The following is a 22,446-nucleotide window of genomic DNA, read 5'->3' as shown; positions in this document are numbered from 1 at the left end:
GTCATTCGTCATTTGTGCTTGCTTCTGATCGCCGCTTACGACAGCGATCGGAGCAATACTTTACTTCATCCCAGCAATCTTCCCACTTTTTACGCCAAGTAAAAGGACGCTGGCATACCGGACAGATCTTTGTGGGTAAATTCGATTTAGAAACACCGCGTGGCATGGGTTATAAGTTTTGAGTTTTAAGTTGAGAAAAATGCTTAGACTTGAGAATGAAATGCGCTAAGCGTCAGTTTAGAACAGGAACACTAAGTTAGCATTCATGCTTTGATCACTCTACCCCTTTGGGTGGTTTGTCAATTTGGTTTGATAAATTGCCGTCTTCTGCCCCCGCACTTCTCCTCGCCATTCGCTATTCCCCCTTCATGCCTACTTCCCTAAATGCTGTTCGGATTATTCTTGTTGAGCCTGCTGGCACACGCAATATTGGCTCTGTGGCGAGGGTGATGAAAAATATGGGGTTGCTGCATCTCACACTGGTCAATCCTCAATGCGATCACTTAGATGAAGAGGCGCAACACATGGCAGTTCATGCGAAGGAGCTATTGGAAGCAGCACAAGTGGTGCAAACTCTGCCAGAAGGATTAGTGGGATGCCGCCGCGCGATCGCGACTCTGGGTAGACCTTACGCCGCTGCAACCCCCGAACATCTGCGTGACGCGCTCCCTTGGCTTGTGGAAACTGATCTTGCCAACAGTACTGCTCTTATTTTTGGTCCTGAAGACCGAGGACTCAGCAATGATGAATTGAGCTATGCTCATCGCTTTATCACTATTCCTGCCAATCCTGTTTATCCATCTCTTAATTTGGCGCAGGCAGTTGGGATTTGCTGCTACGAACTACACGAAGCGGTTCGCACCCCGCAAATTAAAACCTTTCAACCCTGCACTCCCAACCCCATACTCCCAACTCCCAACTTTCCTTCTGCTCCCATCAACGAAATCGAAGGCTTCTACCAGCACCTCGAATCGCTCCTGCTCACCATCGGCTATCTGCAACCGCATACAGCCAGCAGCCGCATGAAAAAGTTTCGTCGTTTGTTTAATCGGGCGATGCCATCGAGTGAAGATGTAACGATGCTGCGTGGAATTTTGAGCCAGATGCAGTGGGCAACAAAAGTGCGATCGCAGGATTCAGAAAAAGAAGGCTGAAATAGCTACTTTATTTGGATAAAAGCCTTATATCATGCAGTTTTTATTGCAGATACCAAATTTCTCCGGTAAAGCTTGTATGAACTTCCGAAATGATTCAAATTTGGGCTGTATTTTCTGAAACCTGCAAGCCAGTTACAGCATCATCTCTACTGACTGATTTTTGTGAAGGAGAGTCCAAATGAATTACTTCTCAACCGTTGTTTCGTTACTACGCGATCGCCAAGATTTTTTAGAAGAGATTCATGAGGGAGTCAAACTTAAGAGCAAAATCTCTGCCTTAATGATTTCTAGCTTTTGCTTTTTTGCGATTTATGGAGCCATCATTGGCATGTTCCATAGCCCGCTTCAGGCGTTGGCTTCTGCGATTAAGCTTCCTGCTCTTTATCTGATTACGCTGTTAGTCTGTTTGCCTACTCTCTATATCTTTAATGCGCTGTTTGGTTCCAAGAAAACCATTGCTCAACACTTCACTTACTTGTTAACGGCTGTGTGTGTAATTGCAGTGTTACTGTGTGCTTTTGCGCCAGTCACTTTATTCTTTTTAATCACTGTTAATGATTACAGTTTCTTCTTGCTAATGAATGTAGTGATCTTCTCCTTAACTGGAATTTTAGGAATTTCTTTCCTATACCAAGTAATGAAGCCGATCGCAGACGGTGACGGAGCAAAAGTGCGAACTAGCATCCTCCGATTTTGGCTGTGCTTATATGGTTTTGTTGGCACTCAGCTTGGCTGGACTCTACGCCCGTTCTTTGGCTCTCCTGGTCAGTTTGAGCTATTTCGCCCACGGGAAGGCAGCTTCTTTAGCGGCGTGTGGACTGCACTGCTCAATTTGTTGACTTAACGCTGTAAGTCAGGAGCGAGATAATAGGAGCTATGGGGAATGAGATGAGGTCAGATTTAGCAGATTTGAAGATTAGCGATCGCGAATTGGAGCGGCTAACCGGGTGCGATGTGGGCGATATTTTTATCGGCGGTGTGTTTGGCGGCACCTATCGCATTTCTGCTTTGCAAAATCCCAAAAAACTGATTGCACTGTGTCTAACAGAAGCTGTTGTATTTCTACTGATTGTCATATTCACGTTGCCGCTAAGTTTATTTTTGACAGGCGGCGCGAACGGCATTGCCGATGTTTCCAGCATATTGAGATTTGTGTTTGTGGCTTCTAGCATTGCGATCGCTTTGCTGCTTGCCTGGAATATGTATATGAAGTGGCGAGGAAAACATCTGCGAAGTCTGATGCGCTTGCTTGATGAGGTGGATCGATATGAAGATGTGCTGAATGCGATCGCGGTCTTAGATCGGCTAGAAACGGTCAACATTGAAAGAAATCTGAACTCCGCTTTGCAAAATCGATCTGAGATTTTGGAAGCCATTCATCTCACACGAGATAGCCTAATTGCTGGGTTGACAACTGAAAAAATCCTGCGAGAAAATCGGGGTTTACTCGCTCGCCAGCAAGATTTACTCACCAGCATTGAAACGAATCTGTCTCTAGTGAGGAGCCTGGAAGTGAAGCATCAAGCTGATGAATATGGACAGTTCTTGAATGAGGCGCTGCAAATTGGCATCAGCGTCCATCAAGAAGTCCAGCGGCTAAATTGAGCGATAGATGCTCAAGAGTGATGGATAGATAAGTAGATGAAGCAATGGAGTCAAGGAGGCGCATGTTAGTGAAAGCGTTTTAAAGATAGCGAACAGCCATCATTTGTACTTCGCACTTCGAATGAATTTTCTGCCCATTTAAACGAGTGTTACAGTAAATTGATAGTTGGGCGCGATCGCCGACACAATCAAACTTGTGATACTTCAATAAACCGATGCCTGTAACTGCTCCAGAATTTGTACTTTACGCACAGCATGGTTGGGCAGATGATTGCCGCGCGATGCGATCGCTGGCTCAAACCCTGGCAACTTCAGAAGCGCTGATTGTTGCGCCCAGCCTGGGATTTATCAAAACCTGGTTGCGAATTGAGCCATTGATTCAGGCAGTAGAACAGTTGGTCATCAACACCACATTGCAATCCCCCGATCTGCCAATGCGAATTGTAGGTCACTCGTTAGGTGGCTTGATCTGGCTAGAAATACTCGATCGCCATCCTGAATGGTGGTCAAGAGTGGAATCGATTGTGCTGGTTGGCTCACCTGTGGGCGGTGCTGATTTGGCGAGGGCGCTTGACCCGATGAAGTTGGGGCTGGGAATTGCCCGTGATCTGGGTGCTAATCGCAGACCCCTTGCAGAAGCGATCGCGGCCCAAATTCCTATGTTGGTGATTGCGGGAGATGTCGATGATGGCAGTGATGGCACCGTGCCGATCGCCGCCACCAAAGTTTTTGGCGCAGAATTCGTCAGCATTACCAGGGTTACTCACTCCGCACTGAAGAACCATCCTGCGGTTGCCGCTGCCATTCGCCAGTTTTGGGATTTGCCCAAAGATCGTATTGCTCAGCCCATGGAACCCGATCTGTCCATCCTGTTAATTCGCAGACTGCAAGCGATCGATGGCATGACCGACGGACATCGCCGAGGCTTCAACCAATCTTCCCTCTTCCTGACCTTAGAGGACGGCACCACCCTTCGCACCTGGAAAAACCCATGGGGCATTGACCATGTATTTGTCGCCTGCTCCGAAGGAACTTGCCTTTACAGCGGCTTCGTCGGCTGGGGACACGTTCGGGAATTACAAGAAACCCTAGAATCTTTGAAACTAACAATCAGCAGTTAAGTACTAACCGAGAATACTAGCAACTAAAAAATATCAGTTAGTGAAGCGTTCTTAACTCTTGCCTGTTTCTAACAACCTTTCGACATCTAGCTCATATTAGGATATTTAGCCTAGGTGAGCGGTGTTGACATCTTAATTTCTCATGGCACTTCCATAACTTCGGAATGTAATGAGAGCTTATCCGAATTTGGGATATTCCAATTTGGGATAGATAATCTCCGTATGCAAAGGCGACAACGTTATGAGCTTTTCCAGAAAGCTTTAATCGATGCTAGGCAAGCACAGGGACTAACTCAAACTGAGGTAGCTCAGCATCTTGGCAAGCCTCAGTCGTATGTATCTAAATACGAAAGTGGAGAGAGGCGACTAGACGTAGTGGAGTTTCTAGAAGTCTGTGATGCTTTGAGTATTGCACCTCAATTAATTATTCAAGAGATTAAGAAAGAGCATGGTAACGGTTGACTTCAAATCAGTTTTTGAGAAGAAATTGGCTGAACGAAGTAGGGATTTCAAAATTTGTGGCCTGATTTCAACGGAAGGAAACATCTATCCATTAGGTAGTGATACAAAAGTCTTAGGTGCTGTTTTTGAAGTTTTTACCAGACCTATGATTCTTGAAATTGCTCAAGAAAATAGTTTTGAAGTAGTTGAAGCAACTGTGCAGAATTACTATCCAGACTTCACTTTAATGAATGACAGAGAAGATAGTAGAAAAATTGCTGTTGATGTAAAAACAACCTATATCGAGAACGACAGTGACTCTTTTAGCTTCACATTAGGTGGTTATACTAGCTTTATTAGGGGCACAGGAACTAAGAATATTGTTTTCCCATTTAATGAATATGCTGAACATTGGATAATTGGCTATGTTTACAAGCGATTAGCAAGAAAAAAAGCGGCTGATCATGGAGTTTTTACTACAGATCAACTTGATGTAATCGCACTACCTTACGAAGATGTACAAGTATTTGTACAAAAAAAGTGGAAGATATCTAGTGACAGGGCAGGCAGTGGAAATATAACCAATATAGGCAGTACCAATGGAAGAATAAACGACTTTAGAACTGGTAATACTCCTTTTGAGTCAGAGGAAGAATTCCTAGAATATTGGAGAAACTATGAGCGAACAGCTGCTTTAAGAAAAGAAAAGTTCAGCGAAATTAGTGAATTTCGCGAGTGGAAGAAATCACAAGAGTGATAACTGTGTCAATTCTTTCTCTGAATGTACTTTTTCATTAGGAGCTAGAAAGTCAGGGCTTATAATTAGAGCCTCTTCCATTGCATTTCGGAGATTCTCAGTTGAGCCAACATGATAATAATGATGGTAAATAACACATGGATAATGAGAGAAATGCTTAATCAAATGCTCATTCTCACGATATTTATTCTTCTTCCACATAGAATAAGCAAAGCCACAAGAAAGCTCTTTAATAGCTTCTGCTAATTCATCAGCTTCGGTATCGCTCCAACTGTTGAAGTAATCAGTGTGTCTGCCAATGTAAGGCGGATCTAGATAAACAAAATCTTCAGGAAGGACACTAGCCAGTGTTTCTCTCCAATCTTGGACAAGAAAAATCCAGTCCTTGTCCTGCAATATTTTTGCAACCCAAGCAACTTGGTTACATATTTTAGTAATGTAAGCCAGTCGAAACCGATTTACTTTCTTGCAAAAGGGAACATTAAATCTACCTTTTGAATTAAATCTAATCACACCGTTGAATGAGGCACGATTGAGAAAAACAAAATCAAACGGACTACCTAACTGATTAAATCGCTCACGTACTGCATAATAATGTTCTTCGCCTCGTGCCTCTAGCTGTTCTCCTTCCCTTTCTAAATATTGTCTGAGGGAGGCAGATGACATTTCACCAGTCTGAATCATTTTATAGACTTCGATGACATGACGATTTGTATCTGATATCAGTGCTTTATCCGGCTGAATATTGAAAAGAACAGCACCAGAACCAAGGAATGGCTCGATCCACCGACCCTCGCCATCCCATTTAACACTGGCAAGTATTAGGGGGGTTAGTTTTGTCTTGATCCCTTGAGATTTAATGGGCGGCGCTTTTGGCTTTTGGCAATATCTAGGAAGAGTCATCATGCAAGCGATGGTATCCCAAAATAGGATAGTAAGCAATAGAATTGCTCGATATATATTTACAGGCTGCTGTAGATATTTTCAGTCCGATAGCATCTTCACTAAAGCCTGGATCTCTTCAACTTTCCTCAAACCGCAGCAAAACGGATTTTGAGATAGCCTTAAACACGCTCTAAGAAGCTGAATTACGATGATTTTCTTATTAAACTTTTAGATAGAGTAGGGGACAGCATCTAAGCTGACAGATTTTAGAGGGAAGCCCAAAATGGTACAAGCACCATCTAAACCGTTGACACTGGCGGAGTTTCTCCAGCTGCCAGAAACAAAACCTGCCAGTGAATACGTGGATGGTCAAATTATCCAGAAACCGATGCCCCAAGGGAAGCATAGTGCCATTCAAGGGGAACTTGTACCCGCTATTAACGGTGTCGTAAAGCCTCAGCGTGTCGCTCGTGCGTTTCCAGAGTTGCGTTGCACCTTTGGCGATCGCTCAATCGTTCCCGACATCGCAGTTTTTCTTTGGAGCCGGATTCCTTGCGATGAAAATGGGGAAGTTGCCAATACATTTTCTGCTGCGCCAGATTGGACAATTGAAATTTTGTCTCCCGCTCAAAGCCAAACGAAAGTAACGAAGAATATTCTTCATTGCCTGAAGCATGGAACCCAAATGGGTTGGCTAATTGATCCAGACGAGAAAACCGTGTTTGTCTATCGTCCCAAGCAAGAAACGGAAGTGTTTGATCAGCCAGATGAGTCTCTTCCTGCACCATCCTTTGCAGAATTACAGCTTACTTCCAAGGCTTTGTTTGCTTGGTTGTTAGGGTAAACAGTTCATCATTCTTCAAAGAGCGACAGAGCGGATTTTGAGATAGTCTTCTTCCATTCTGGCTCTTCAAGGCTGGAACATTGCCCATGGTTGAGGCGGAATGAGGTCCAGCGAGGGTTGCTATGCGGATGTTGAATTCATCTTTTGTGTTAGGGGCAAGCCCAAAATGGCACAAGCATCATCTAAAACATTGAATTGGCGGAGTTTCTCTAGGTGGCAGAAACAGAACTTGCTAGTGAATACAGTGTTAGGTAGTGCCGTGTCGAAACCTCTCAAGACCATCGAGAATCAATTCGAGACCAAACTCAAAGTCATGAATACCGTCATATTCACTCTCTATAACGCGACGTGCGAGTTGATTGAAGTAAGGGTATTGGTCAGCGGGGATTTGTGAAAGGTAGTTCTCTACTACTACGGAATATTCCGTAGCCTCAATCGGAAAGTTTATCTCTTGGAGTGTAAACCCATAGATGTGGCTGTCGATCGCATTCCATGCATGATCTGCCATTTCAACCGAAAAGCCTGCTTCGCGCAGACAGCCCAACGTTGCATTGATGTAGCGCAACATTGCTGAACCGATGTTCACCTGTGACATCAGCGCCATCGTCGCCCAGGGATGACGCAACAGCACCTCGTGAGCCGCGATCGCCCGCCGCCGCATTGCTATCTTCCAGTCAGTTTCAAGGCTAGGCAACTCAATCTCGCTAACCACCATATCGACAATACCACATAGCACATCATCTTTATTGACTACGTGGTTATAAAGCGACATTGCTTTGACTCCCAGATCTTCAGCCAGCTTCCGCATGGACAGCGACTCAATACCGCTCTCGTCAGCTATGTGGAGAGCCGCTTGCAGCAACCGTTCCCGACTTAACGGGGCTAGGGGAGACGTATCAGGATTGCTCGTCTTAGCCATTTAACCGATCTCGCTATCAATTCTTAAAGTACAAAGAAAGTCATTCGTGAGGGATTAGTTTGCTTTTCATCTTGACAAACTTACGGCGTAAGTTAAACTTACAGTGTAAGTCAACAGGGTAAACACTGGCTCATTCCTGAGTTAATGTCCCCATTGGAGAGAAGGTCATGAAAACATCGAATGCCCTCACCGCTGTTCAAGAAAATAGCAACAAAAATGACACAATGAGAGCGATCGTCCAGACCGAATACGGCTCAACCGATGTATTAAGGCTGGAGGAAATTGACAAGCCCGTTGTATTTGACAATGGCTTACTGGTTCGGGTTTATGCCACGTCTATCAATGCTGGCGATTGGCATCTCATGCGAGGAACTCCATTTCTCAGCCGCCTCATGTTTGGGGGGCTACTCAAGCCGAAAATCAAGATCCTCGGCTTTGATGTAGCCGGACGGGTTGAAGCCGTTGGTAAAAATGTCACGCAGTTTAAGCCTGGTGATGAGGTCTTTGGAGATTTGTCGGAGTGTGGTTTTGGTGCGTTTGCCGAGTACGTTTGTGCAACCGAAGCGGCATTAGTGCTGAAACCGATCGCCACGACCTTCGAACAGGCAGCAACGGTTCCTGGAGCAGCCCTTACCGCTTTGCAGGGACTCCGAGATATGGGTCAGATTCAGTCTGGGCAGAAGGTATTGATCAATGGTGCGTCCGGGGGGGTGGGGTCGTTTGCCGTGCAGATTGCCAAGGCGTTTGGCGCTGAGGTAACCGCCGTATGTAGTACAAAAAAAATGGATAGGGTGCGATCGCTCGGCGCAGACCATGTTATTGACTATACTCAAGCAGACATTACCCAAAGTGGGCAGCGTTATGACCTGATGCTGGATGCGGCAGCCTACCGTTCAGTATTCGACTATTTGCCATCATTGACGACCCAGGGAACCTACGTCATCGTCGGCGGATCTACTGCTCGACTTTTTCAGATCATGATTTTCGGATCTTGGATTTCGAGAATCAGTCGCCGCAGGGTGAAATGCGTAGTAGTAAAACCCAATCAAAAGGATCTCATTACGTTGAGGGAGTTAATGGTAGCAGGCAAGATCACCCCCTTGATTGACCAGCACTACACCCTGAACGAAGTCCCCGAAGCTATCCGCCACCTTGAACAGAGGCAAGTGGTGGGAAAAGTCGCTATTCGTGTTTAACATGCAGCTAGGATGATTTCGAGCTTTTCTCAAACCGCAGCAAAGCGGATTTTGAGATAGTCTTCTTCCATTCTGGCTCCGGAGGGCTGGAGCGCTGCCAAGGCTTGAGGCAAAACCAGGTTGCGGCGATGGTTGCCGATGCGAATGTTGAGTTCATCGCCTGTCTTGCTCAGTTCAACCTGGCGCTTTTCAATGCCGGGTAGGTAGACTTCCAGACTATATTCCTGCTGTTCTTGCACAATCCGCATGGTGGTTTCTTTGTAGTAGATCTGCGCCGGATCTTCGCCATCAGGATAAAGGGTTTCCTTGAGGCGATCGAGGGCTTCTAAACCACACATTTCCTCAGAGTAGAGCGGCACTTCTTTAATCGGCAGAGGTGAAAAGTTATCGTGAATTTCCTGGCGATACTGCTTTTGGTTTCCCTTCCAACGGGCAAAGAATGGATCGCTGACTTCTTCAGGAATGATCCGATTTGCCACGACCATATCGGTTGCCACGTTATACAAACTCAAGTAGGCGTGAGCACGCAACGATTCCTTAATCACCATCTTTTCAGGGTTCATGATCAGCCGCACCGATGTTTGCGTTGGATCGGTGAGGATTTTTTCTAAGGATTCGATTTGTTCATAAAATTCGTAGGGTGCATCCATCACTTCTTTGTTGGGCAGGGAAAAGCCAGCGATCGGGCGGAAAAACGGCTCCACTAACGGTCGCAACGCCACAGAAATTCCCTGAAACGGCTTGTAGAAGCGACGCATGTACCAACCGCCTACTTCCGGCAGGCTCAATAGGCGTAACGCAGTGCCTGTAGGTGCCGAGTCAATAATCAGCACATCATATTCGCCTTCGTCATAGTGGCGCTTCATCCGCACCAAGCCAAAGATTTCATCCATCCCTGGAAGAATTGCCAACTCTTCAGCCTGCACGCCGTCTAAGCCCTGGGCCTGCAAAACTTGAGTAATGTAGCGTTTGACCGCGCCCCAGTTGCCTTCTAGCTCCTTTAGGGCATCTAGTTCAGCGCCCCACAGGTTGGGACGCACTAAGCGGGGATCATGTCCCAGTTCTATATCAAAGCTATCTGCTAAGGAATGAGCCGGATCAGTGCTAAGAACGAGGGTTCTGTGACCCATTTCGGCACAACGTAACCCAGTCGCAGCCGCAACGGAGGTTTTACCAACGCCACCTTTGCCTGTCATTAGAATTACGCGCATGAGTGCCACTTTCCTGAGAATCTGTTTACATTCTTTTACTTTAGCACCGCATCTGGAGGGCGAAAGACCCGAAGAGAGCTAATCCGACCAAAAGTGAGAATTTCTAGGGGTTGCAAAACCAAGACTCTAGCTCTTAAACTAATTAAATACACAATCTCTATCGAGAATTAGTTGTTTGCTAGAGATTGTCCAGTTGTTTAAAAAAGGTTGTTTTATGTCAATCAGCATCGCGGAACACCGTCTAACACAACAGTTAATTCGGGTCAGAATTTCTAAAGATCATCATCAAGATCCGGTGATTTCTCGTCTAGTGTCGCAGTTTCACTTGACAGTTAACATTACTGCGGCAGTGTTGGGGAAAAATGCGAATGGGGACGGCTGGTTTGCCTTGGAATTGCGGGGCACCCATGCCAATATTCAAAGCGCATTAACATATTTGCGTGAACTGGATTTGGAGGTTTGGGATGAAGCGGAGACGGATGGTTGGTAAGGAAAAGAGTTCGGAGTTCAGGGTTCAGAGTTGGGGACTAGCTAAAGTGTTGTTTAATGACATCAAGTTTGGAGCAGTGCCAGTGATCGATGTGGGAGGTGATGAGTCCCTGCTCGTTCAAGGTTAGGTCGCTCCAACCGCTGATGGCAATGTGGGGTTTCCAGGGAAGGGGAGTATTCCAACTAAGCGTCCAGTCGGTGCGGATCTGGTTGCCGTTTTGCTGAATATCATGCACTTGCATGGTGCAGTTGCGAAACCAGGTTTCGATAAAACGAATCATTGTCTGGTAGCGTTGGACTCCACGAAATTCAGTCATGGGGTCTTTGAAGAAGACATCTTCGGCATAGAGACTATAGGTTTGGTTGTGGGGAAACTGTTGATAGTCTGCTTTTAAGGCTTCAAGAATGTTCATAGGGCTGGAGAAACTTAAGCTTTTTTAGCAGTTTTGGCGCGGGTGGTTTTGGATGCGGCAGGAAGTTCTGTGGCGATCGCACGACCTTCTTCTCTCACGTGAGTTTGTCGAATAGCGGCAGCCTGGGTTAACAACGATTCTGCAAAGGCAATGACTTCTTGAGCAGATTGCCCACCCGCAAGTTGGGCGAGTTCTTGCTTTCGGTCTTCGTTGGAGAGGGGCGTGATGCGAACAACCGTACGAACCGCATCAGTAGCGGAAGTGTGTAGTGTGGGCTGATCGGGGAGCATAGTGCTGGCGATTTCTGGTTTGCTGTTTTTGCTGCCTCGTCTAGATTTGCCTGGTTTAGTTGCGCCATTATCAGAGGTCAAATTATCAGCCGCTTCGCTCGATTCGATGATCTGTTTGCTCACGCGAAAATGGTGGTCTGCCATTGCGGCAACAATGGGCTGGTGGGTGACGCAGAGTACTTGGTGGTGCTGACTAAGCTGGAAGAGCTTTTCGGCGATCGCTTGGCTGACTCTTCCCGATACACCCACATCGATTTCATCAAACACGAGCGTTCCCACCGGATCAACCTGGGAGAAACTGGCTTGTAGGGCCAGCAGAAAACGGCTCATTTCACCACCAGAAGCAGTGTCGGTCAGAGGTTGCAGCGGTTCGCCAGGATTGGGACTGAATAGATAGGTGATCTGATCGGCTCCTGTTGCAGTTGGAGCGATCGCCGCAATTCCGACCTGAAATTTGACTTTTTCCATTGCCAAGGGCTTCAGTTCACCAATTAGGCGGCTTTCCAAGTCTTTGGCAGCAGCTTGGCGCAGATGGGTTAGCTCAGTACAGCGCGTTTCTAAGATTTGCTGAGTATCTTTGACAGCTTGTTCCAGTTCTTCTGCGGATTGCCCGCCGCCGGTAAGTTCGAGGAGTTCGGCCTGTAGGCGATCGCGCAAGTCAATTGCCTCTGCCAGAGTGGGTCCATACTTGCGGCAGACTTGCTTCAGCTGTGAAGTGCGCTCTTGTACGTCGCTCAAGCGTTGGGGATCGGCTTCAATGTCTTCACCATAAGCATTTATTTCCCGTGCAGCTTCTTCTACTGAGGCAAAAGCCCCGGTCACCAATTCCAAAATCGGCTGTAACTCAGTATCAATTTCCACCATGTCTGTTAAAGTTTTTTCGGCGCGTCCCAGCAGATCCGCGCAGGCTTTTGCATCCGTGTCACTTTGATACAGGGTTTGATACACCACATAGCTTTGCTGCTGCAGCTCTACGCTGTGGCTGAGGCGCTTTGCTTCTTGCTCTAGCTGCTCTAATTCATCTGGATTTGTGAGGTTTGCCGAGTTTAGATCCCGCAGTTGATAGTCAAATAAATCTAATTGTTGCAGACGCTCCCGTTCGGCGCGTCTGCGATTTTCTAACGTCTGCACCGCTTGCTGATAGGCACTAAAGGCAACACCTACCTGGTCGCGAGTCTTGAGCAAAACGTCGCCGCCATAGCTGTCTAGCCAGTCACGCTGTAACCCTGGCTGCCCAAGCTGTACGGTTTGACCTTGGGCAGTCAGTTCCACTAAGCGCTCGCGTAAATGCTCCATCTGCTGCTTGTTGACCAGCACTCCATTTACCCGCGATCGACTGCGCTGACTACCCCCACTGGCAACAATTTCCCGGCTGCAAACCAACGTTCCCAATGCCCCGTCTGCCGATGCCCCGTCAATGCTTTGCTCCTTCAACCAATCGCTTAGCTCTGCTTCCAAACGAAAGGTGGCTTCCACCAGAGCGCGTTCCGCACCCGTTCGCACAGCACGACTGGTCACCTTGCCCCCCAACACCGCATCGATCGCATCCAAAATGATGGATTTTCCGGCACCCGTTTCTCCTGTCAACACGGTTAACCCCGCGTCCAGCTCCCAATCCAAGCGATCCACTAAGGCAAAATTTTCAATTCGCAGAAAGAGCAGCATGGATACTTATCAACAAAGAAGGTGAAAGGAAAAATAACGAGCAGGCGTACTGTAAATAAAACTACGCCAAAATCCTATTCCATCCTATCGACCCTACAACAGAAACGGGGAAAAGAAGAAAAACAGAACTGACAATCTGTTTGAAGAAGTTAAAAACTAGGAAAATTGAGTTCTGTTCGTCAATTGAGGTATTCAGCCTGCTGAATGGGAATTTCAATCACAAATTCGGTTCCCTGTCCGGGAGTAGAGGTGCAATTCAAACGTCCATTGTGCTGTTCCGTGACAATCTGATAGCTGATTGCCAATCCCATACCCGTGCCTTTGCCCACAGATTTAGTGGTGAAGAAAGGGTCAAAAATACGCGATTGAACTGCTTTTGAAATACCAGCTCCGTTATCGGCAATGCGGATCTTGATGTGGTGATCGTTGGCTAATTCGGTGTGAATATAAATGGTCGGAAGGTGGGAGTCGGGAGTCGGGAGTAAGTTATTTTCCTTTAACCCATAACCTCGTTCGTCTGAGCGCAACTCAACTGAGCGATCGCCAAACGCCTCATGTCGATTATCCTCTAATCTCTCTTCTAACGCATCGATCGCATTACTAAGCAAATTCATAAATACCTGATTCAACTGTCCGGCGTAGCATTCCACCGTAGGCAGCGAACCATATTTTTTCACTACTTGAATTTCGCGCTGAGTAGATTTTGACTTTAGGCGGCTTTGCAAGATCATGAGGGTACTGTCGATGCCTTCGTGGATATCTACGCCTTTGACGCCAGCTTCATCCAAGCGGGAAAATATTCGTAACGATTGCACAATTTCTCGAATTCGCTCAGTGCCAACCTGCATTGACTCTAACAGTTTGGGAAAATCCTCACTCACAAAATCCATATCGATTGCCTCCACTAAATCTTCGATCGCAGTGGGGGGATGGGGCATGTGCGATTGATAGAGTTGCAAAAGATTTAACAGTTCTTGGGCATATTGATTAGCGTGAATAATATTGCCATGAATAAAGTTGACGGGATTGTTGATTTCGTGGGCAATACCAGCAACCAGTTGCCCCAAGCTCGACATCTTTTCGTTTTGAACCAGTTGCAGTTGAGCCTGATGCAGCTTGGTGAGGGTTTGATTCAGCAAATCATACCAATTTAAATGGTGTCAATGACAGATAGTGCATTGAGGATAAAGGGGTAGCCTGTAAGGGAAGCAATCACTTGAGGGGTTAGCTGGGCTAAGAGTTGATCAACCCTGGATTGCAGTTGGTCAAGCGTTTTGAACGCAGCCCACTTGAGATCCGCCTTGAGATGTTCCCATAAACGCTCGATAGGATTTAACTCTGGGCAGTAAGGCGGTTGAAACACCAAGATAATGTTCTCTGGCACAATAAGGTCTTTGCCTTTGTGGAACCGTCCGTTATCCACTTGCAGGATGTTGAGACTATCGGGGTAAGCCTTGGAGAACTCATCTAAGAACCATTGGTAGCATGCGGTATCGACATGGGAGAATTGCAAGAAAAAGGACTCTCCTGTGGTAGGTTCCACAGCACCGTATAGCCAGAATGCTTTGAATATCCATTGCCACGCCCCGATGGGTTTAACCCCAACTGCCGTAATTAATCGTCCGATGAGCGTGTGAAGTCCAAAGCGACTCTCATCTTGTGCGAAGTAACGAATCGGTCGCTCATCCTGGCGCACCTGCCGATAGTACTGACTCAATAAGTCGAGGTCGTCTGCGAGGTTTGCTTAAATGCCTCTCGCTGGACTCGGTTCTGCTTGATGTTTTGAGGACGGGCGACCTTGAGTTTCGCTTTGAGTCGATAGCGCGTCATCTGGTAGACCGCATGATACTCGGCTTCTACCCCTAAACTCTCTAACAGCCACTGCTGCACCTTCCCATAGCTGCTAAACCCATTGCTCGGTTCCTGCAATCGCTTGGCTAAGGCAACCTCCGCCCACATTGGAATCACCCGGTTGCCTCCTCCTGGAGTGGGTTTAACCACCAGCAATGCTTCTAATCCTTGCGCTCGGTACAGGGCTAACCATTTTTGCACCGTGCCCCGATGCCTGCCAATTGCAATCGCAATCTGACTGACACTCGGTGCGTGCGCTTGTTTGAGCCAGTACAACACTTGCAATCGCTCTTTGAGTATCGGCTGTTCAACCGCTCGCAAACGGGTGCCTAGCTCCTCGAGACTTTCTTTAATTGCGATTGCGCTTACTCCAGCCATTGTTAGACTCTCACCTCTACATCGCTCAGTTTATCTGATCTGTAATGGCTCCAATTTAATTTGGTATCAACTTGTTCTTGAGTCTGACTGTAAAGTCTTGCCTGTGTGACGGCGATCGCGAGTTGTTCGGAAACTGCCTTCAGTAGATCTTGGTCTTCTGAGTTTAGTGCGCCATTATAAAGTCCGATCAAAAAACCTGTTTGTCCATCCTGTGTTGGATTGGCTAAAGCAATATACGACCCGGCAGTCAGCTTTAGAGGAGAATCATCAGAAGGAGCAACTGGGTTGAGTTGCAGCGTGCTACCGCGTTTTAGAAAGTCCGCTAAATCACCTAGAGCATTGGTTTGAAACTCAAGCGATTGATCATTTTTGCCAGTCACGCGATCGCCAATCAGAGCAAGGGTTTGCGTTGCCGGATTGTAAGTTCCTAAAAATACTTGTTGCAAATCTAGCAGGGTGCTTAATTCCGTGACGGTGGTTTGCACAATGATAGACAGATCCAGGGATTCCCGAATGCGGGTGGTTAAGCGATTCAGTAAGGCTTCTTGAGCAGCGTGTAGACGAGCCTGTTCATAAGCTTGTACATACTGCCATGCGGCAGCGATCGCAATCAGCAGAACCGATCCCAAAATGCCCGCCAGCACATTTAAGGCTCCTAAAGCAGACTCAATATTTTGGCGCGGAATGACCAACGCCATCGACCAACTAGCTTCTTTTAAGGGAACATACGCGATATATTGCCAAGCGCCATCCAGTTGAACCAGCCGAATCCCTTCACGCCGACTGACCATCTCCTGAGCAAGGGCAGCAAGCGCTGGATTATCTGACGTCAGCAGGCTAGTACCCGGTTTTTCTGGTGTGCTAATCATCGCTGGATCAGGATGGGCAATCGTAAATCCTTGAGAATTTAAGGCAAAAGCATAACTCCCGCCTCCATACTGAATTTGGTTGACCACTTGTACCACTCGATCAACTCGCATCGATGCCGCAAGGGCTCCCAGAGGTTTGAGGCTAGAAGGATGAGGAACTGAAGCACCCACATAAACTTTGGCAACCTTATTGGTTCTACTGATCACTGGATCGGAGACAGAGGTTTCTCCTGCCATAGCCTTCTTAAACCACTCGCGATCGCTGATGCTCCCTTTCACCTTGCCAAAGCTGGTGTTGGCACGAGACCCATCGGATTGAGCAAGGGTGAGTTGATCAAAAGCCTGTTGCCGTTTTACCTCTGCCTTGAAGTAAGGTTCAATGACTGACCAGTCCATGGTGCGAGTAATCGGGCTGTTCGCTAAGACTGTTACTTCTGCTTTGCGGCTGGCTAACCACTGATCAATCTCTCCCTTGCCCTGATGGGCTTCCAATAGCGCCTGCTTTGTAATACTGTCTAAAATGATTTCTCGCACCACTTGATAACTGCCCAGTGCGATCGCGCTAGCGGCAATCGTTGACCCAATCAATAGCGATCGCACCAAAAAGCGCCTTGATTGTGCCATCTGACGGTGGTTCTTTTGATTGGAATTCACGAATTTCCATAGCCATCGGCGTAAGAAATTTTGTTTTGCTTGCGAATAATCGCTGTCAGAGGAGGTATCCAGTGCAATGCCTGCCTGTTTATCTGGAAGAATCACCAGTTCTTGCTCCTTATGGTCGATTGAATAATGGTGCCCTTGAAAAATAGACCAATTAAAAGCAATTAATCATGCAGTTTGCTATTCATAAAATATTAATGTGCACCTAGAATGCCCTAGCCCAAAGGCCTTGCTCCAAAGTTGAGGAATTCTATCTTCAGGCGTAATTGATTTGGCTGAATGTTTCCTCAATTTGGCGGAGAGGGTGGACCTAAAGCGACAAGAATCAAGAAAAAATTGACTCAGCCGATTGAGAAACATGCTGATCGACTTGACGATATAGTGCTTCTGGAGTTGAGGAGTTATCCAACACCACCGTTGCTTGAACCTTTTTTTTAGTAATTTCCATCTGACTGTTGATGCGGGCTTCTGCTTGTTCTCGTGTTAGACAATCGCGGGTCATCAATCGTTCAATTTGCTGAGCTTCGGTGCAAGTGACCACCCAAGTTTCAGTCACTAAGTCAGTCATGCGCGCTTCAAACAGCAGCGGCACCACCATCACCACAATCGGGTGCTGCTGAGGATCATTTAAGGGTGGGTGGTTAACCGCCTGCACCAAGCGATCGCGCACGTAGGGATGAATGCATTGCTCGACCCACAATCGTTCTGCTGGACTGCTAAAAATAATCTCTCCTAACCGCTGACGATTTAAGCTGCGATCGGGTAAAAGCACTCCAGAGCCATATCGATCCACCATACCTTGCAACACCAAGCTATCTGGCAAGACTGCTTCCCTGGAGTAAATATCAGCGTCTAAAATCGGCAATTTATATTTAGTTGCCAGATACTCAGAAACCAGAGTTTTCCCCATCGCGATTCCTCCCGTCAAACCAATGATGCGTAAAGGGGAATGGACTGGCTCGGTAAGATTGGTCGTCATAAATCTCAAACAGTGCGTATGTCTAGAATTTATACAGGTCTACGGAGATAATCTTCCATAACATGTGCATTCTTTATCATTCCTACAGAAATCTATAGTCTTGGAACGGAGCTAAACATGGCGAAATTGCTCCTACAATAAAAGACGTAATCTTAAGCGTTCCTCTGGGTCTGCCAATGCTGTTAAAGTCTACAACCCGCCATATCCACATTTTCACTGCCACTGTTGAAAATAATGAACTGGTTCCTAGTGAGAATGTATTGACTCTGGATGTTGACCCAGATAATGAGTTTAACTGGAGCGAAGAAGCCCTACAGCAGGTTTATCGTAAGTTTGATGAGGGCGTAGAAGCCTATAGCGGTGCAGATCTGACCGATTACAACATTCGCCGCATTGGCTCAGATTTGGAACACTTTGTGCGATCGCTCCTGCAAAAGGGCGAAATCTCTTACAACTTAGAATCTCGCGTGATGAACTACAGCATGGGGCTACCCCAAGTCGTCTCCAACGACAAATAGCTGGCGAAGATTTTTCACGAATTGTTAAGACACTCTAAGCACCTTATAGCAACAAGTAAGGAGATGATTCAGTCTTCTTGCTAAGGTCTATAGCTATGAGACTAGCTTTTGCTCTGAGCGATGCTTGGAGTCTTACACCTCGACTTCAGAATTTTTAATGAAAATACTGAGCAAATCGGTCTAACGTAACAAATTAGGTGGCTTTTTAGCGTTTTAGAACACATCTGCACCTGAAAACTAACGATAGGCTAGACGATTTAACATGAGTAGTAATTTAGCAACCAAGCTGCGTGAGGGCACTAAAAAGTCGCACTCAATGGCAGAAAATACTGGATTTGTTGCATGTTTTTTGAAAGGAACCGTTGAAAAAACGTCTTACCGTAAACTCGCTGCCAATCTCTACTTTGTCTACTCTGCCATGGAAGAAGAGCTTGAGCGCCATCAACATCATCCCATCCTTTCCCAAATTTACTTTCCGGAGCTAAACCGTAAAGCACCTTTAGAAGAAGATCTCAGCTTTTATTACGGCACCAACTGGCGCGAACAGATCGCTCCTTCTGTTGCGGCTCAGAACTATGTGGCTCGGATTCGAGAGATTTCTAATACGCAACCTGAGCTATTGGTTGCTCATTCCTACACGCGCTACTTAGGTGATTTATCGGGTGGGCAAATTCTTAAAGGGGTTGCCCAGCGGGGTATGAACCTGGTTGATGGAGAAGGAACCCACTTCTATGAGTTTCCGACTATTTCTGATGAGAAAGCTTTTAAGAACAAGTATCGTCAAGCAATGAACGATCTGCCCGTAGATGACGTAGTAGCAGATCAGATTGTGGATGAAGCGAATCATGCTTTTGGACTAAATATGACCATGTTCAAAGAGCTGGAAGGCAGCCTGATTAAAGCGATTGGCATTATGCTATTCAACTCTCTGACTCGCCGCCGCAATCGTGGCAGTACTGAACTGGTCACTGCTGAGTAAATTCAAACTACTTTTGATCTGTTATCTCGAATCCTGAGGACTTGGCTGGGCGATCCCTGCCTGCTCAAGTCCTCAGGATTCATAGTATTTACCTAATCCGCCATTGCAGTAGTTGAAATCTCCTGGGGGATTTACGATTCTGCGCGCGATCGCAGAGCTTGCAGCTTAGTAATTTTATCGATGTAATTTAGCGTTAGATTCGATTAACCTATTCAGCATGGTCATTTCAAATCAAAAATAAGACTTTAGTAGATAGAAAGCGTGTGAAAGAAAGTATTTTTCTTCTCCCAAGACAGCTTCTATAGTTCATAGAATCTATGCTCTACGCATCACGGTTAATAGACATGAAGCAAGCAAGAATCCCAACTACTACTGTTGAGCAAACAGTTGATAAGATTACGTCTTCTGGACGAATTACCCGTTTAGACCAGCAGCAATTTATGGCGACGCTGCTTTCTCTAGATACACTCAACTCTACAGAACAAGCGCTGATTAATCGCGTGTTTGATCTGCTGCGTGCCGGACGGCTACGGGTAGTCGATTGAGCATCGCATTTATTCAACTATTTCACTGAGCTTATAAACCGAGATCAACCCCAACTCGATGAGCACAAGCAAAACCAGAAAAGGCAACAGCGTTGAGTCCTTGTCCTGGAAATGTACTATCTCCCACACAGTAAAGCCCCGAAATTGCCGTCCGGTTAAAGGGCATGCCTAATAATCCTGCTAGCTTGCGAACCGGAATTGGACCATAAGTGCCATCGTCTCGTCCTAAAAAGCGGCGATGGGTGCGAGGCGTTCCCACTTCTTGATAGTCCAAATGGGCGGAAAGACTAGGAAAAATTGCTTCTAGTCGGGCAATAATGCGAGCCGCTGCTTCTTCTTTTCGCTCCTCATAGTCGCTTGGTGAAAGCCCCTGCCAAGTTTCTAGCCAACTGGGAGTAAAAGCGTGAATGATATGGTATCCACTGGGGGCGAGGGTTGGATCAAGTAGGCTAGGAAGCGACACAAAAATAGTACCTTCCTCTGTCTCCATGTTGTTCCAGTCTTCCAACAGAATATGGTGGCATTCTGTTCCCAAAGGTAGCGCCTGCGCTTTAACGCCAAGATGTAAGCTCAGAAAACTAGGAGATTTACGATAGCGCTGCTGCCATTTCTTCTCAGCCAAAGGCATTTTTTCGGGTGGAAGCAATTTTTCAAAGGTATCCCAGCGGGTAGCGTTGGAAACAATCTGCTTTGCTCGAATCGTTTCACCGGAAGCAAGCCGTACCCCAACTGCTCGACCATTCTCTTGAATTATCTGCGTGACTCTCGCTTTATATTGAATCCGCCCACCGTGTTTCTCTAAACCCTCTACTAGCGCTTGGGCAATTTTGCCAACGCCCCCTTTGGGATAGTTGATGCCTCCGTAGTGGCGATCGCTAAACACCATGCCTGCATTAATCATTGGTGTGAGATCGGCTGGCACCACTGACCAGCAAAAGCACTCCATATCAATAAATTTCAGCAGTTCAGGATCGCGGATAAACTGTCGGGCGTAGTCTCCAGCATTTTTCGGCAGATATTTGACTAAGCCTAAACAAGCGAGTGGATGCTGGAAGAATACCCGCATCAAATAGCGTGGTTCTTCTAGAGACAAAAGTTCGATCGCATTCAGACAGTTAAAAACTTTCCAGCACTCATCATAAAATCGCCGAATGCCGTCTTTTTCATGGGGGAAGCGATCGCTCAATTCTTGCAAGAACTTCTCATAATCGCGATGAACTTTGAGATCCAATCCATTCGGTAGGTGATAGTGAATTTGCACCGGATCGGCAATGGTTTCGAGCCGCATATCCACGGCTGCTAGAGCACGAGTTAGTAGATTGGTGGTGCCGCGATCGCCAAACCCAAACATCATGGAAGCGCCTACATCGAAGCGGTAGCCGGCTCGTTCAAAATATCCGGCACTGCCACCAGGAATTAAATACCGCTCTAAAACCAGAACCTTAGCGCCTTTTATAGCCAGCTGAGTCGCCGTGACTAAGCCTCCAATGCCGGAACCAACCACAATGACATCAAATTCTGGCAGAGTCTGATCTTCAGAACTGGTAGAAAGAGGGGAAAACAATTCAGAGCTAGAAGACACAAGTGGATTAGGAGACACAAGGGTACGCTACGAAATATTGCAGTCAGGCAAACTATGCAATGACTATTTTTTAGTGTATCTGGAAGTGCCTCTTGGCGGATTCACTTTAGATAAACACTCGGCTGTTTTCAAAAAAAAATGGGACTAGCCTGCGAACGCCGACTAATCCCACCTGCCGATCCTTCAAAGAGGAGAACACTTGAGAACCAATATAAGCTTGTTGATATTCTATGTCAACTATATTGATACTATTTCTCAATAGTATGGTGGCTTAGACGACATGCGAGCGATCGCCCCTTTCAATCCGCTGCTGCAAAAATTCTTCAAGGGGAAGTATTATGAGGCAATATCCACAGCCAGAATGCCACTCAGCGGTTATGACTCTTCAGTTACGGGTTTACGTTCCTCCACATCCCTTGATTAAGCACTGGCTAGCGATCGCTCGAAATGCAGCGACCCCTTCTTCGCTATTTCGCACATCTATGACTGAGTTAGGACGCTGGCTCACTTACGAAGCCATTCGCGATTGGCTACCCACAAAGGATGTCACCCTGGAAACTCCTTTAGCCACCTGTCCTGGCACCTTTGTAGATCCAGAAGTTCCTATGGCGATGGTGCCGATTCTGCGGGCAGGTTTGGCATTACTCGATGGCGCTCAAACCTTGCTGCCTTTAGCCTCGATTTATCATTTGGGCTTTGTTCGCAACGAAGCAACTTTAGAAGCGAGTTGCTATCTCAACAAACTGCCAGATAGTTTTGATCCTCAAACCCGTATTTTAATTCCAGAGCCAATGCTGGCAACGGGAGGAACTATCATTTCGGTTATGGCAGAGCTGACCAAACGGGGCATCGATCCGGCGATGGTACGGATTATTTCGGTGGTGACAGCTCCACCTGCATTACAAAAATTGAGTGCTGCCTACCCAAGTTTGCATGTTTACACTGCTGCAATTGATGAGCAGGTTAATGAACATGGTTTTATTGTTCCAGGATTAGGAGATGCGGGCGATCGCACCTTTGGCACTTGAAAATGATACGCTAAACACGGGATACCGTGTATCAACCTTGGGCTACAGCCGCTAAGCTGAGAGA

General features: G+C 46.6%; 25 protein-coding genes. 13 read left to right on the top strand and 12 right to left on the bottom strand.

The window, feature by feature from the left end; translation table 11 throughout:
- Window position 1: 1 nt before the first annotated feature.
- The gene (locus JOY44_RS13245; RefSeq protein ID WP_171574196.1) at window positions 2-166 is read right to left on the bottom strand and encodes a DUF2256 domain-containing protein; all 165 of its coding nucleotides are present in this window, start codon (window positions 164-166) and stop codon (window positions 2-4) included.
- Window positions 167-296: 130 nt separating this feature from the next.
- Between JOY44_RS13245 and JOY44_RS13240 the strand changes: the two genes are divergently transcribed.
- The 6 genes from JOY44_RS13240 to JOY44_RS13215 all read left to right on the top strand — a co-directional run bounded on the left by JOY44_RS13240 (window position 297) and on the right by JOY44_RS13215 (window position 5,081).
- Window positions 297-1,154 (top strand): RNA methyltransferase, encoded by an 858-nt coding sequence (locus tag JOY44_RS13240; RefSeq protein WP_307821944.1) that lies wholly within the window; start codon window positions 297-299, stop codon window positions 1,152-1,154.
- Window positions 1,155-1,335: 181 nt separating this feature from the next.
- Window positions 1,336-2,001: a hypothetical protein gene (locus JOY44_RS13235; RefSeq protein WP_171574194.1), complete on the top strand. Its 666-nt coding sequence runs from the start codon at window positions 1,336-1,338 to the stop codon at window positions 1,999-2,001.
- A gap of 44 nt (window positions 2,002-2,045) precedes the next feature.
- Window positions 2,046-2,762, top strand: a complete 717-nt coding sequence (locus JOY44_RS13230; protein ID WP_171574193.1) for a hypothetical protein — start codon at window positions 2,046-2,048, stop codon at window positions 2,760-2,762.
- Window positions 2,763-2,977: 215 nt separating this feature from the next.
- Window positions 2,978-3,883: an alpha/beta fold hydrolase gene (locus tag JOY44_RS13225; RefSeq protein WP_171574192.1), complete on the top strand. Its 906-nt coding sequence runs from the start codon at window positions 2,978-2,980 to the stop codon at window positions 3,881-3,883.
- A 222-nt stretch (window positions 3,884-4,105) separates the two neighbouring features.
- Window positions 4,106-4,345, top strand: a complete 240-nt coding sequence (locus tag JOY44_RS13220; RefSeq protein ID WP_171574191.1) for a helix-turn-helix domain-containing protein — start codon at window positions 4,106-4,108, stop codon at window positions 4,343-4,345.
- Window positions 4,332-5,081, top strand: a complete 750-nt coding sequence (locus tag JOY44_RS13215; protein ID WP_171574190.1) for a type II restriction endonuclease — start codon at window positions 4,332-4,334, stop codon at window positions 5,079-5,081. Before JOY44_RS13220 ends, JOY44_RS13215 begins: the two co-directional genes overlap by 14 nt.
- Here JOY44_RS13215 and JOY44_RS13210 read toward each other — a convergent pair.
- Window positions 5,070-5,987, bottom strand: coding sequence for a DNA adenine methylase (locus tag JOY44_RS13210; RefSeq protein WP_171574189.1), 918 nt, complete (start codon window positions 5,985-5,987; stop codon window positions 5,070-5,072). The genes JOY44_RS13215 and JOY44_RS13210 overlap by 12 nt on opposite strands.
- Before the next feature lie 262 nt (window positions 5,988-6,249).
- Here JOY44_RS13210 and JOY44_RS13205 point away from each other — a divergent pair, with 262 nt between their 5' ends.
- Window positions 6,250-6,810: a Uma2 family endonuclease gene (locus tag JOY44_RS13205; RefSeq protein ID WP_171574188.1), complete on the top strand. Its 561-nt coding sequence runs from the start codon at window positions 6,250-6,252 to the stop codon at window positions 6,808-6,810.
- 247 nt (window positions 6,811-7,057) lie between these two features.
- Here the strand turns inward: JOY44_RS13205 and JOY44_RS13200 are convergent, their stop codons facing one another.
- Window positions 7,058-7,729, bottom strand: a complete 672-nt coding sequence (locus tag JOY44_RS13200; protein WP_171574187.1) for a TetR/AcrR family transcriptional regulator — start codon at window positions 7,727-7,729, stop codon at window positions 7,058-7,060.
- Between the two features lie 167 nt (window positions 7,730-7,896).
- Here JOY44_RS13200 and JOY44_RS13195 point away from each other — a divergent pair, with 167 nt between their 5' ends.
- Entirely contained in the window at window positions 7,897-8,925 is a 1,029-nt protein-coding gene (locus JOY44_RS13195) for an NAD(P)-dependent alcohol dehydrogenase (RefSeq protein WP_242541781.1), read from the top strand.
- Window positions 8,926-8,954: 29 nt separating this feature from the next.
- On the opposite strand, the gene JOY44_RS13190 is transcribed toward JOY44_RS13195, so the two are convergent.
- Window positions 8,955-10,136, bottom strand: a complete 1,182-nt coding sequence (locus JOY44_RS13190) for a TRC40/GET3/ArsA family transport-energizing ATPase (protein ID WP_171574186.1) — start codon at window positions 10,134-10,136, stop codon at window positions 8,955-8,957.
- Window positions 10,137-10,350: 214 nt separating this feature from the next.
- Here JOY44_RS13190 and JOY44_RS13185 point away from each other — a divergent pair, with 214 nt between their 5' ends.
- Window positions 10,351-10,626, top strand: a complete 276-nt coding sequence (locus JOY44_RS13185; RefSeq protein WP_171574185.1) for an NIL domain-containing protein — start codon at window positions 10,351-10,353, stop codon at window positions 10,624-10,626.
- A gap of 37 nt (window positions 10,627-10,663) precedes the next feature.
- Here the strand turns inward: JOY44_RS13185 and JOY44_RS13180 are convergent, their stop codons facing one another.
- From JOY44_RS13180 to coaE, 7 genes are all read right to left on the bottom strand, one after another.
- On the bottom strand, window positions 10,664-11,038 hold the full coding sequence (locus tag JOY44_RS13180) for a DUF2358 domain-containing protein (RefSeq protein ID WP_171574184.1): 375 nt from the start codon (window positions 11,036-11,038) through the stop codon (window positions 10,664-10,666).
- Between the two features lie 14 nt (window positions 11,039-11,052).
- Window positions 11,053-12,993 carry a DNA repair protein RecN gene (recN, locus tag JOY44_RS13175; protein ID WP_171574183.1) on the bottom strand — a complete coding sequence of 647 codons (1,941 nt, stop codon included), beginning with the start codon at window positions 12,991-12,993 and terminating at the stop codon, window positions 11,053-11,055.
- Window positions 12,994-13,172: 179 nt separating this feature from the next.
- A complete protein-coding gene (locus JOY44_RS13170) occupies window positions 13,173-14,132 on the bottom strand; it encodes a sensor histidine kinase (RefSeq protein ID WP_197985296.1) in 960 nt (319 codons plus the stop codon).
- Window positions 14,133-14,143: 11 nt separating this feature from the next.
- A complete protein-coding gene (locus tag JOY44_RS13165; protein ID WP_171572406.1) occupies window positions 14,144-14,710 on the bottom strand; it encodes an IS630 family transposase in 567 nt (188 codons plus the stop codon).
- Window positions 14,707-15,222, bottom strand: coding sequence for a helix-turn-helix domain-containing protein (locus JOY44_RS13160; protein ID WP_171572405.1), 516 nt, complete (start codon window positions 15,220-15,222; stop codon window positions 14,707-14,709). The genes JOY44_RS13165 and JOY44_RS13160 overlap by 4 nt, the downstream gene beginning before the upstream one ends.
- A gap of 2 nt (window positions 15,223-15,224) precedes the next feature.
- Entirely contained in the window at window positions 15,225-16,850 is a 1,626-nt protein-coding gene (locus JOY44_RS13155) for a cache domain-containing protein (protein WP_171574182.1), read from the bottom strand.
- A 226-nt stretch (window positions 16,851-17,076) separates the two neighbouring features.
- Complete coding sequence (coaE, locus tag JOY44_RS13150; protein ID WP_171574181.1) at window positions 17,077-17,730, bottom strand: dephospho-CoA kinase; 654 nt, start codon at window positions 17,728-17,730, stop codon at window positions 17,077-17,079.
- Between the two features lie 176 nt (window positions 17,731-17,906).
- Here coaE and JOY44_RS13145 point away from each other — a divergent pair, with 176 nt between their 5' ends.
- The 3 genes from JOY44_RS13145 to JOY44_RS13135 all read left to right on the top strand — a co-directional run bounded on the left by JOY44_RS13145 (window position 17,907) and on the right by JOY44_RS13135 (window position 19,772).
- A complete protein-coding gene (locus JOY44_RS13145; RefSeq protein WP_171574180.1) occupies window positions 17,907-18,248 on the top strand; it encodes an NAD(P)H-quinone oxidoreductase subunit M in 342 nt (113 codons plus the stop codon).
- A gap of 262 nt (window positions 18,249-18,510) precedes the next feature.
- Window positions 18,511-19,227 (top strand): heme oxygenase (biliverdin-producing), encoded by a 717-nt coding sequence (locus JOY44_RS13140; protein ID WP_171574179.1) that lies wholly within the window; start codon window positions 18,511-18,513, stop codon window positions 19,225-19,227.
- Between the two features lie 344 nt (window positions 19,228-19,571).
- Window positions 19,572-19,772, top strand: coding sequence for a hypothetical protein (locus tag JOY44_RS13135; RefSeq protein ID WP_171575969.1), 201 nt, complete (start codon window positions 19,572-19,574; stop codon window positions 19,770-19,772).
- Window positions 19,773-19,803: 31 nt separating this feature from the next.
- Here JOY44_RS13135 and crtH read toward each other — a convergent pair whose 3' ends face one another.
- The gene (crtH, locus tag JOY44_RS13130; protein WP_171574178.1) at window positions 19,804-21,354 is read right to left on the bottom strand and encodes a carotenoid isomerase; all 1,551 of its coding nucleotides are present in this window, start codon (window positions 21,352-21,354) and stop codon (window positions 19,804-19,806) included.
- Between the two features lie 338 nt (window positions 21,355-21,692).
- Here crtH and upp point away from each other — a divergent pair, with 338 nt between their 5' ends.
- Entirely contained in the window at window positions 21,693-22,382 is a 690-nt protein-coding gene (upp, locus tag JOY44_RS13125) for a uracil phosphoribosyltransferase (RefSeq protein ID WP_197985292.1), read from the top strand.
- Window positions 22,383-22,446 lie beyond the last annotated feature (64 nt).

Source organism: Leptolyngbya sp. Cla-17, from assembly GCF_016807185.1.
In the GTDB taxonomy this organism is placed as follows: domain Bacteria; phylum Cyanobacteriota; class Cyanobacteriia; order Leptolyngbyales; family Leptolyngbyaceae; genus ULC077BIN1.
Note: the sequence above shows the minus strand (reverse complement) of the source record. Positions and strands in the feature narration are given on the sequence as shown.

Coding starts and splice junctions, on each gene's coding strand:
- JOY44_RS13245 (WP_171574196.1), bottom strand. CDS start 166: ATGCCACGCGGTGTTTCTAAATCGAATTTACCCACAAAGATCTGTCCG.
- JOY44_RS13235 (WP_171574194.1), top strand. CDS start 1,336: ATGAATTACTTCTCAACCGTTGTTTCGTTACTACGCGATCGCCAAGAT.
- JOY44_RS13230 (WP_171574193.1), top strand. CDS start 2,046: ATGAGGTCAGATTTAGCAGATTTGAAGATTAGCGATCGCGAATTGGAG.
- JOY44_RS13225 (WP_171574192.1), top strand. CDS start 2,978: ATGCCTGTAACTGCTCCAGAATTTGTACTTTACGCACAGCATGGTTGG.
- JOY44_RS13220 (WP_171574191.1), top strand. CDS start 4,106: ATGCAAAGGCGACAACGTTATGAGCTTTTCCAGAAAGCTTTAATCGAT.
- JOY44_RS13215 (WP_171574190.1), top strand. CDS start 4,332: ATGGTAACGGTTGACTTCAAATCAGTTTTTGAGAAGAAATTGGCTGAA.
- JOY44_RS13210 (WP_171574189.1), bottom strand. CDS start 5,987: ATGATGACTCTTCCTAGATATTGCCAAAAGCCAAAAGCGCCGCCCATT.
- JOY44_RS13205 (WP_171574188.1), top strand. CDS start 6,250: ATGGTACAAGCACCATCTAAACCGTTGACACTGGCGGAGTTTCTCCAG.
- JOY44_RS13200 (WP_171574187.1), bottom strand. CDS start 7,729: ATGGCTAAGACGAGCAATCCTGATACGTCTCCCCTAGCCCCGTTAAGT.
- JOY44_RS13195 (WP_242541781.1), top strand. CDS start 7,897: ATGAAAACATCGAATGCCCTCACCGCTGTTCAAGAAAATAGCAACAAA.
- JOY44_RS13190 (WP_171574186.1), bottom strand. CDS start 10,136: ATGCGCGTAATTCTAATGACAGGCAAAGGTGGCGTTGGTAAAACCTCC.
- JOY44_RS13185 (WP_171574185.1), top strand. CDS start 10,351: ATGTCAATCAGCATCGCGGAACACCGTCTAACACAACAGTTAATTCGG.
- JOY44_RS13180 (WP_171574184.1), bottom strand. CDS start 11,038: ATGAACATTCTTGAAGCCTTAAAAGCAGACTATCAACAGTTTCCCCAC.
- recN (WP_171574183.1), bottom strand. CDS start 12,993: ATGCTGCTCTTTCTGCGAATTGAAAATTTTGCCTTAGTGGATCGCTTG.
- JOY44_RS13160 (WP_171572405.1), bottom strand. CDS start 15,222: ATGGCTGGAGTAAGCGCAATCGCAATTAAAGAAAGTCTCGAGGAGCTA.
- coaE (WP_171574181.1), bottom strand. CDS start 17,730: ATGACGACCAATCTTACCGAGCCAGTCCATTCCCCTTTACGCATCATT.
- JOY44_RS13145 (WP_171574180.1), top strand. CDS start 17,907: ATGCTGTTAAAGTCTACAACCCGCCATATCCACATTTTCACTGCCACT.
- JOY44_RS13140 (WP_171574179.1), top strand. CDS start 18,511: ATGAGTAGTAATTTAGCAACCAAGCTGCGTGAGGGCACTAAAAAGTCG.
- JOY44_RS13135 (WP_171575969.1), top strand. CDS start 19,572: ATGAAGCAAGCAAGAATCCCAACTACTACTGTTGAGCAAACAGTTGAT.
- upp (WP_197985292.1), top strand. CDS start 21,693: ATGAGGCAATATCCACAGCCAGAATGCCACTCAGCGGTTATGACTCTT.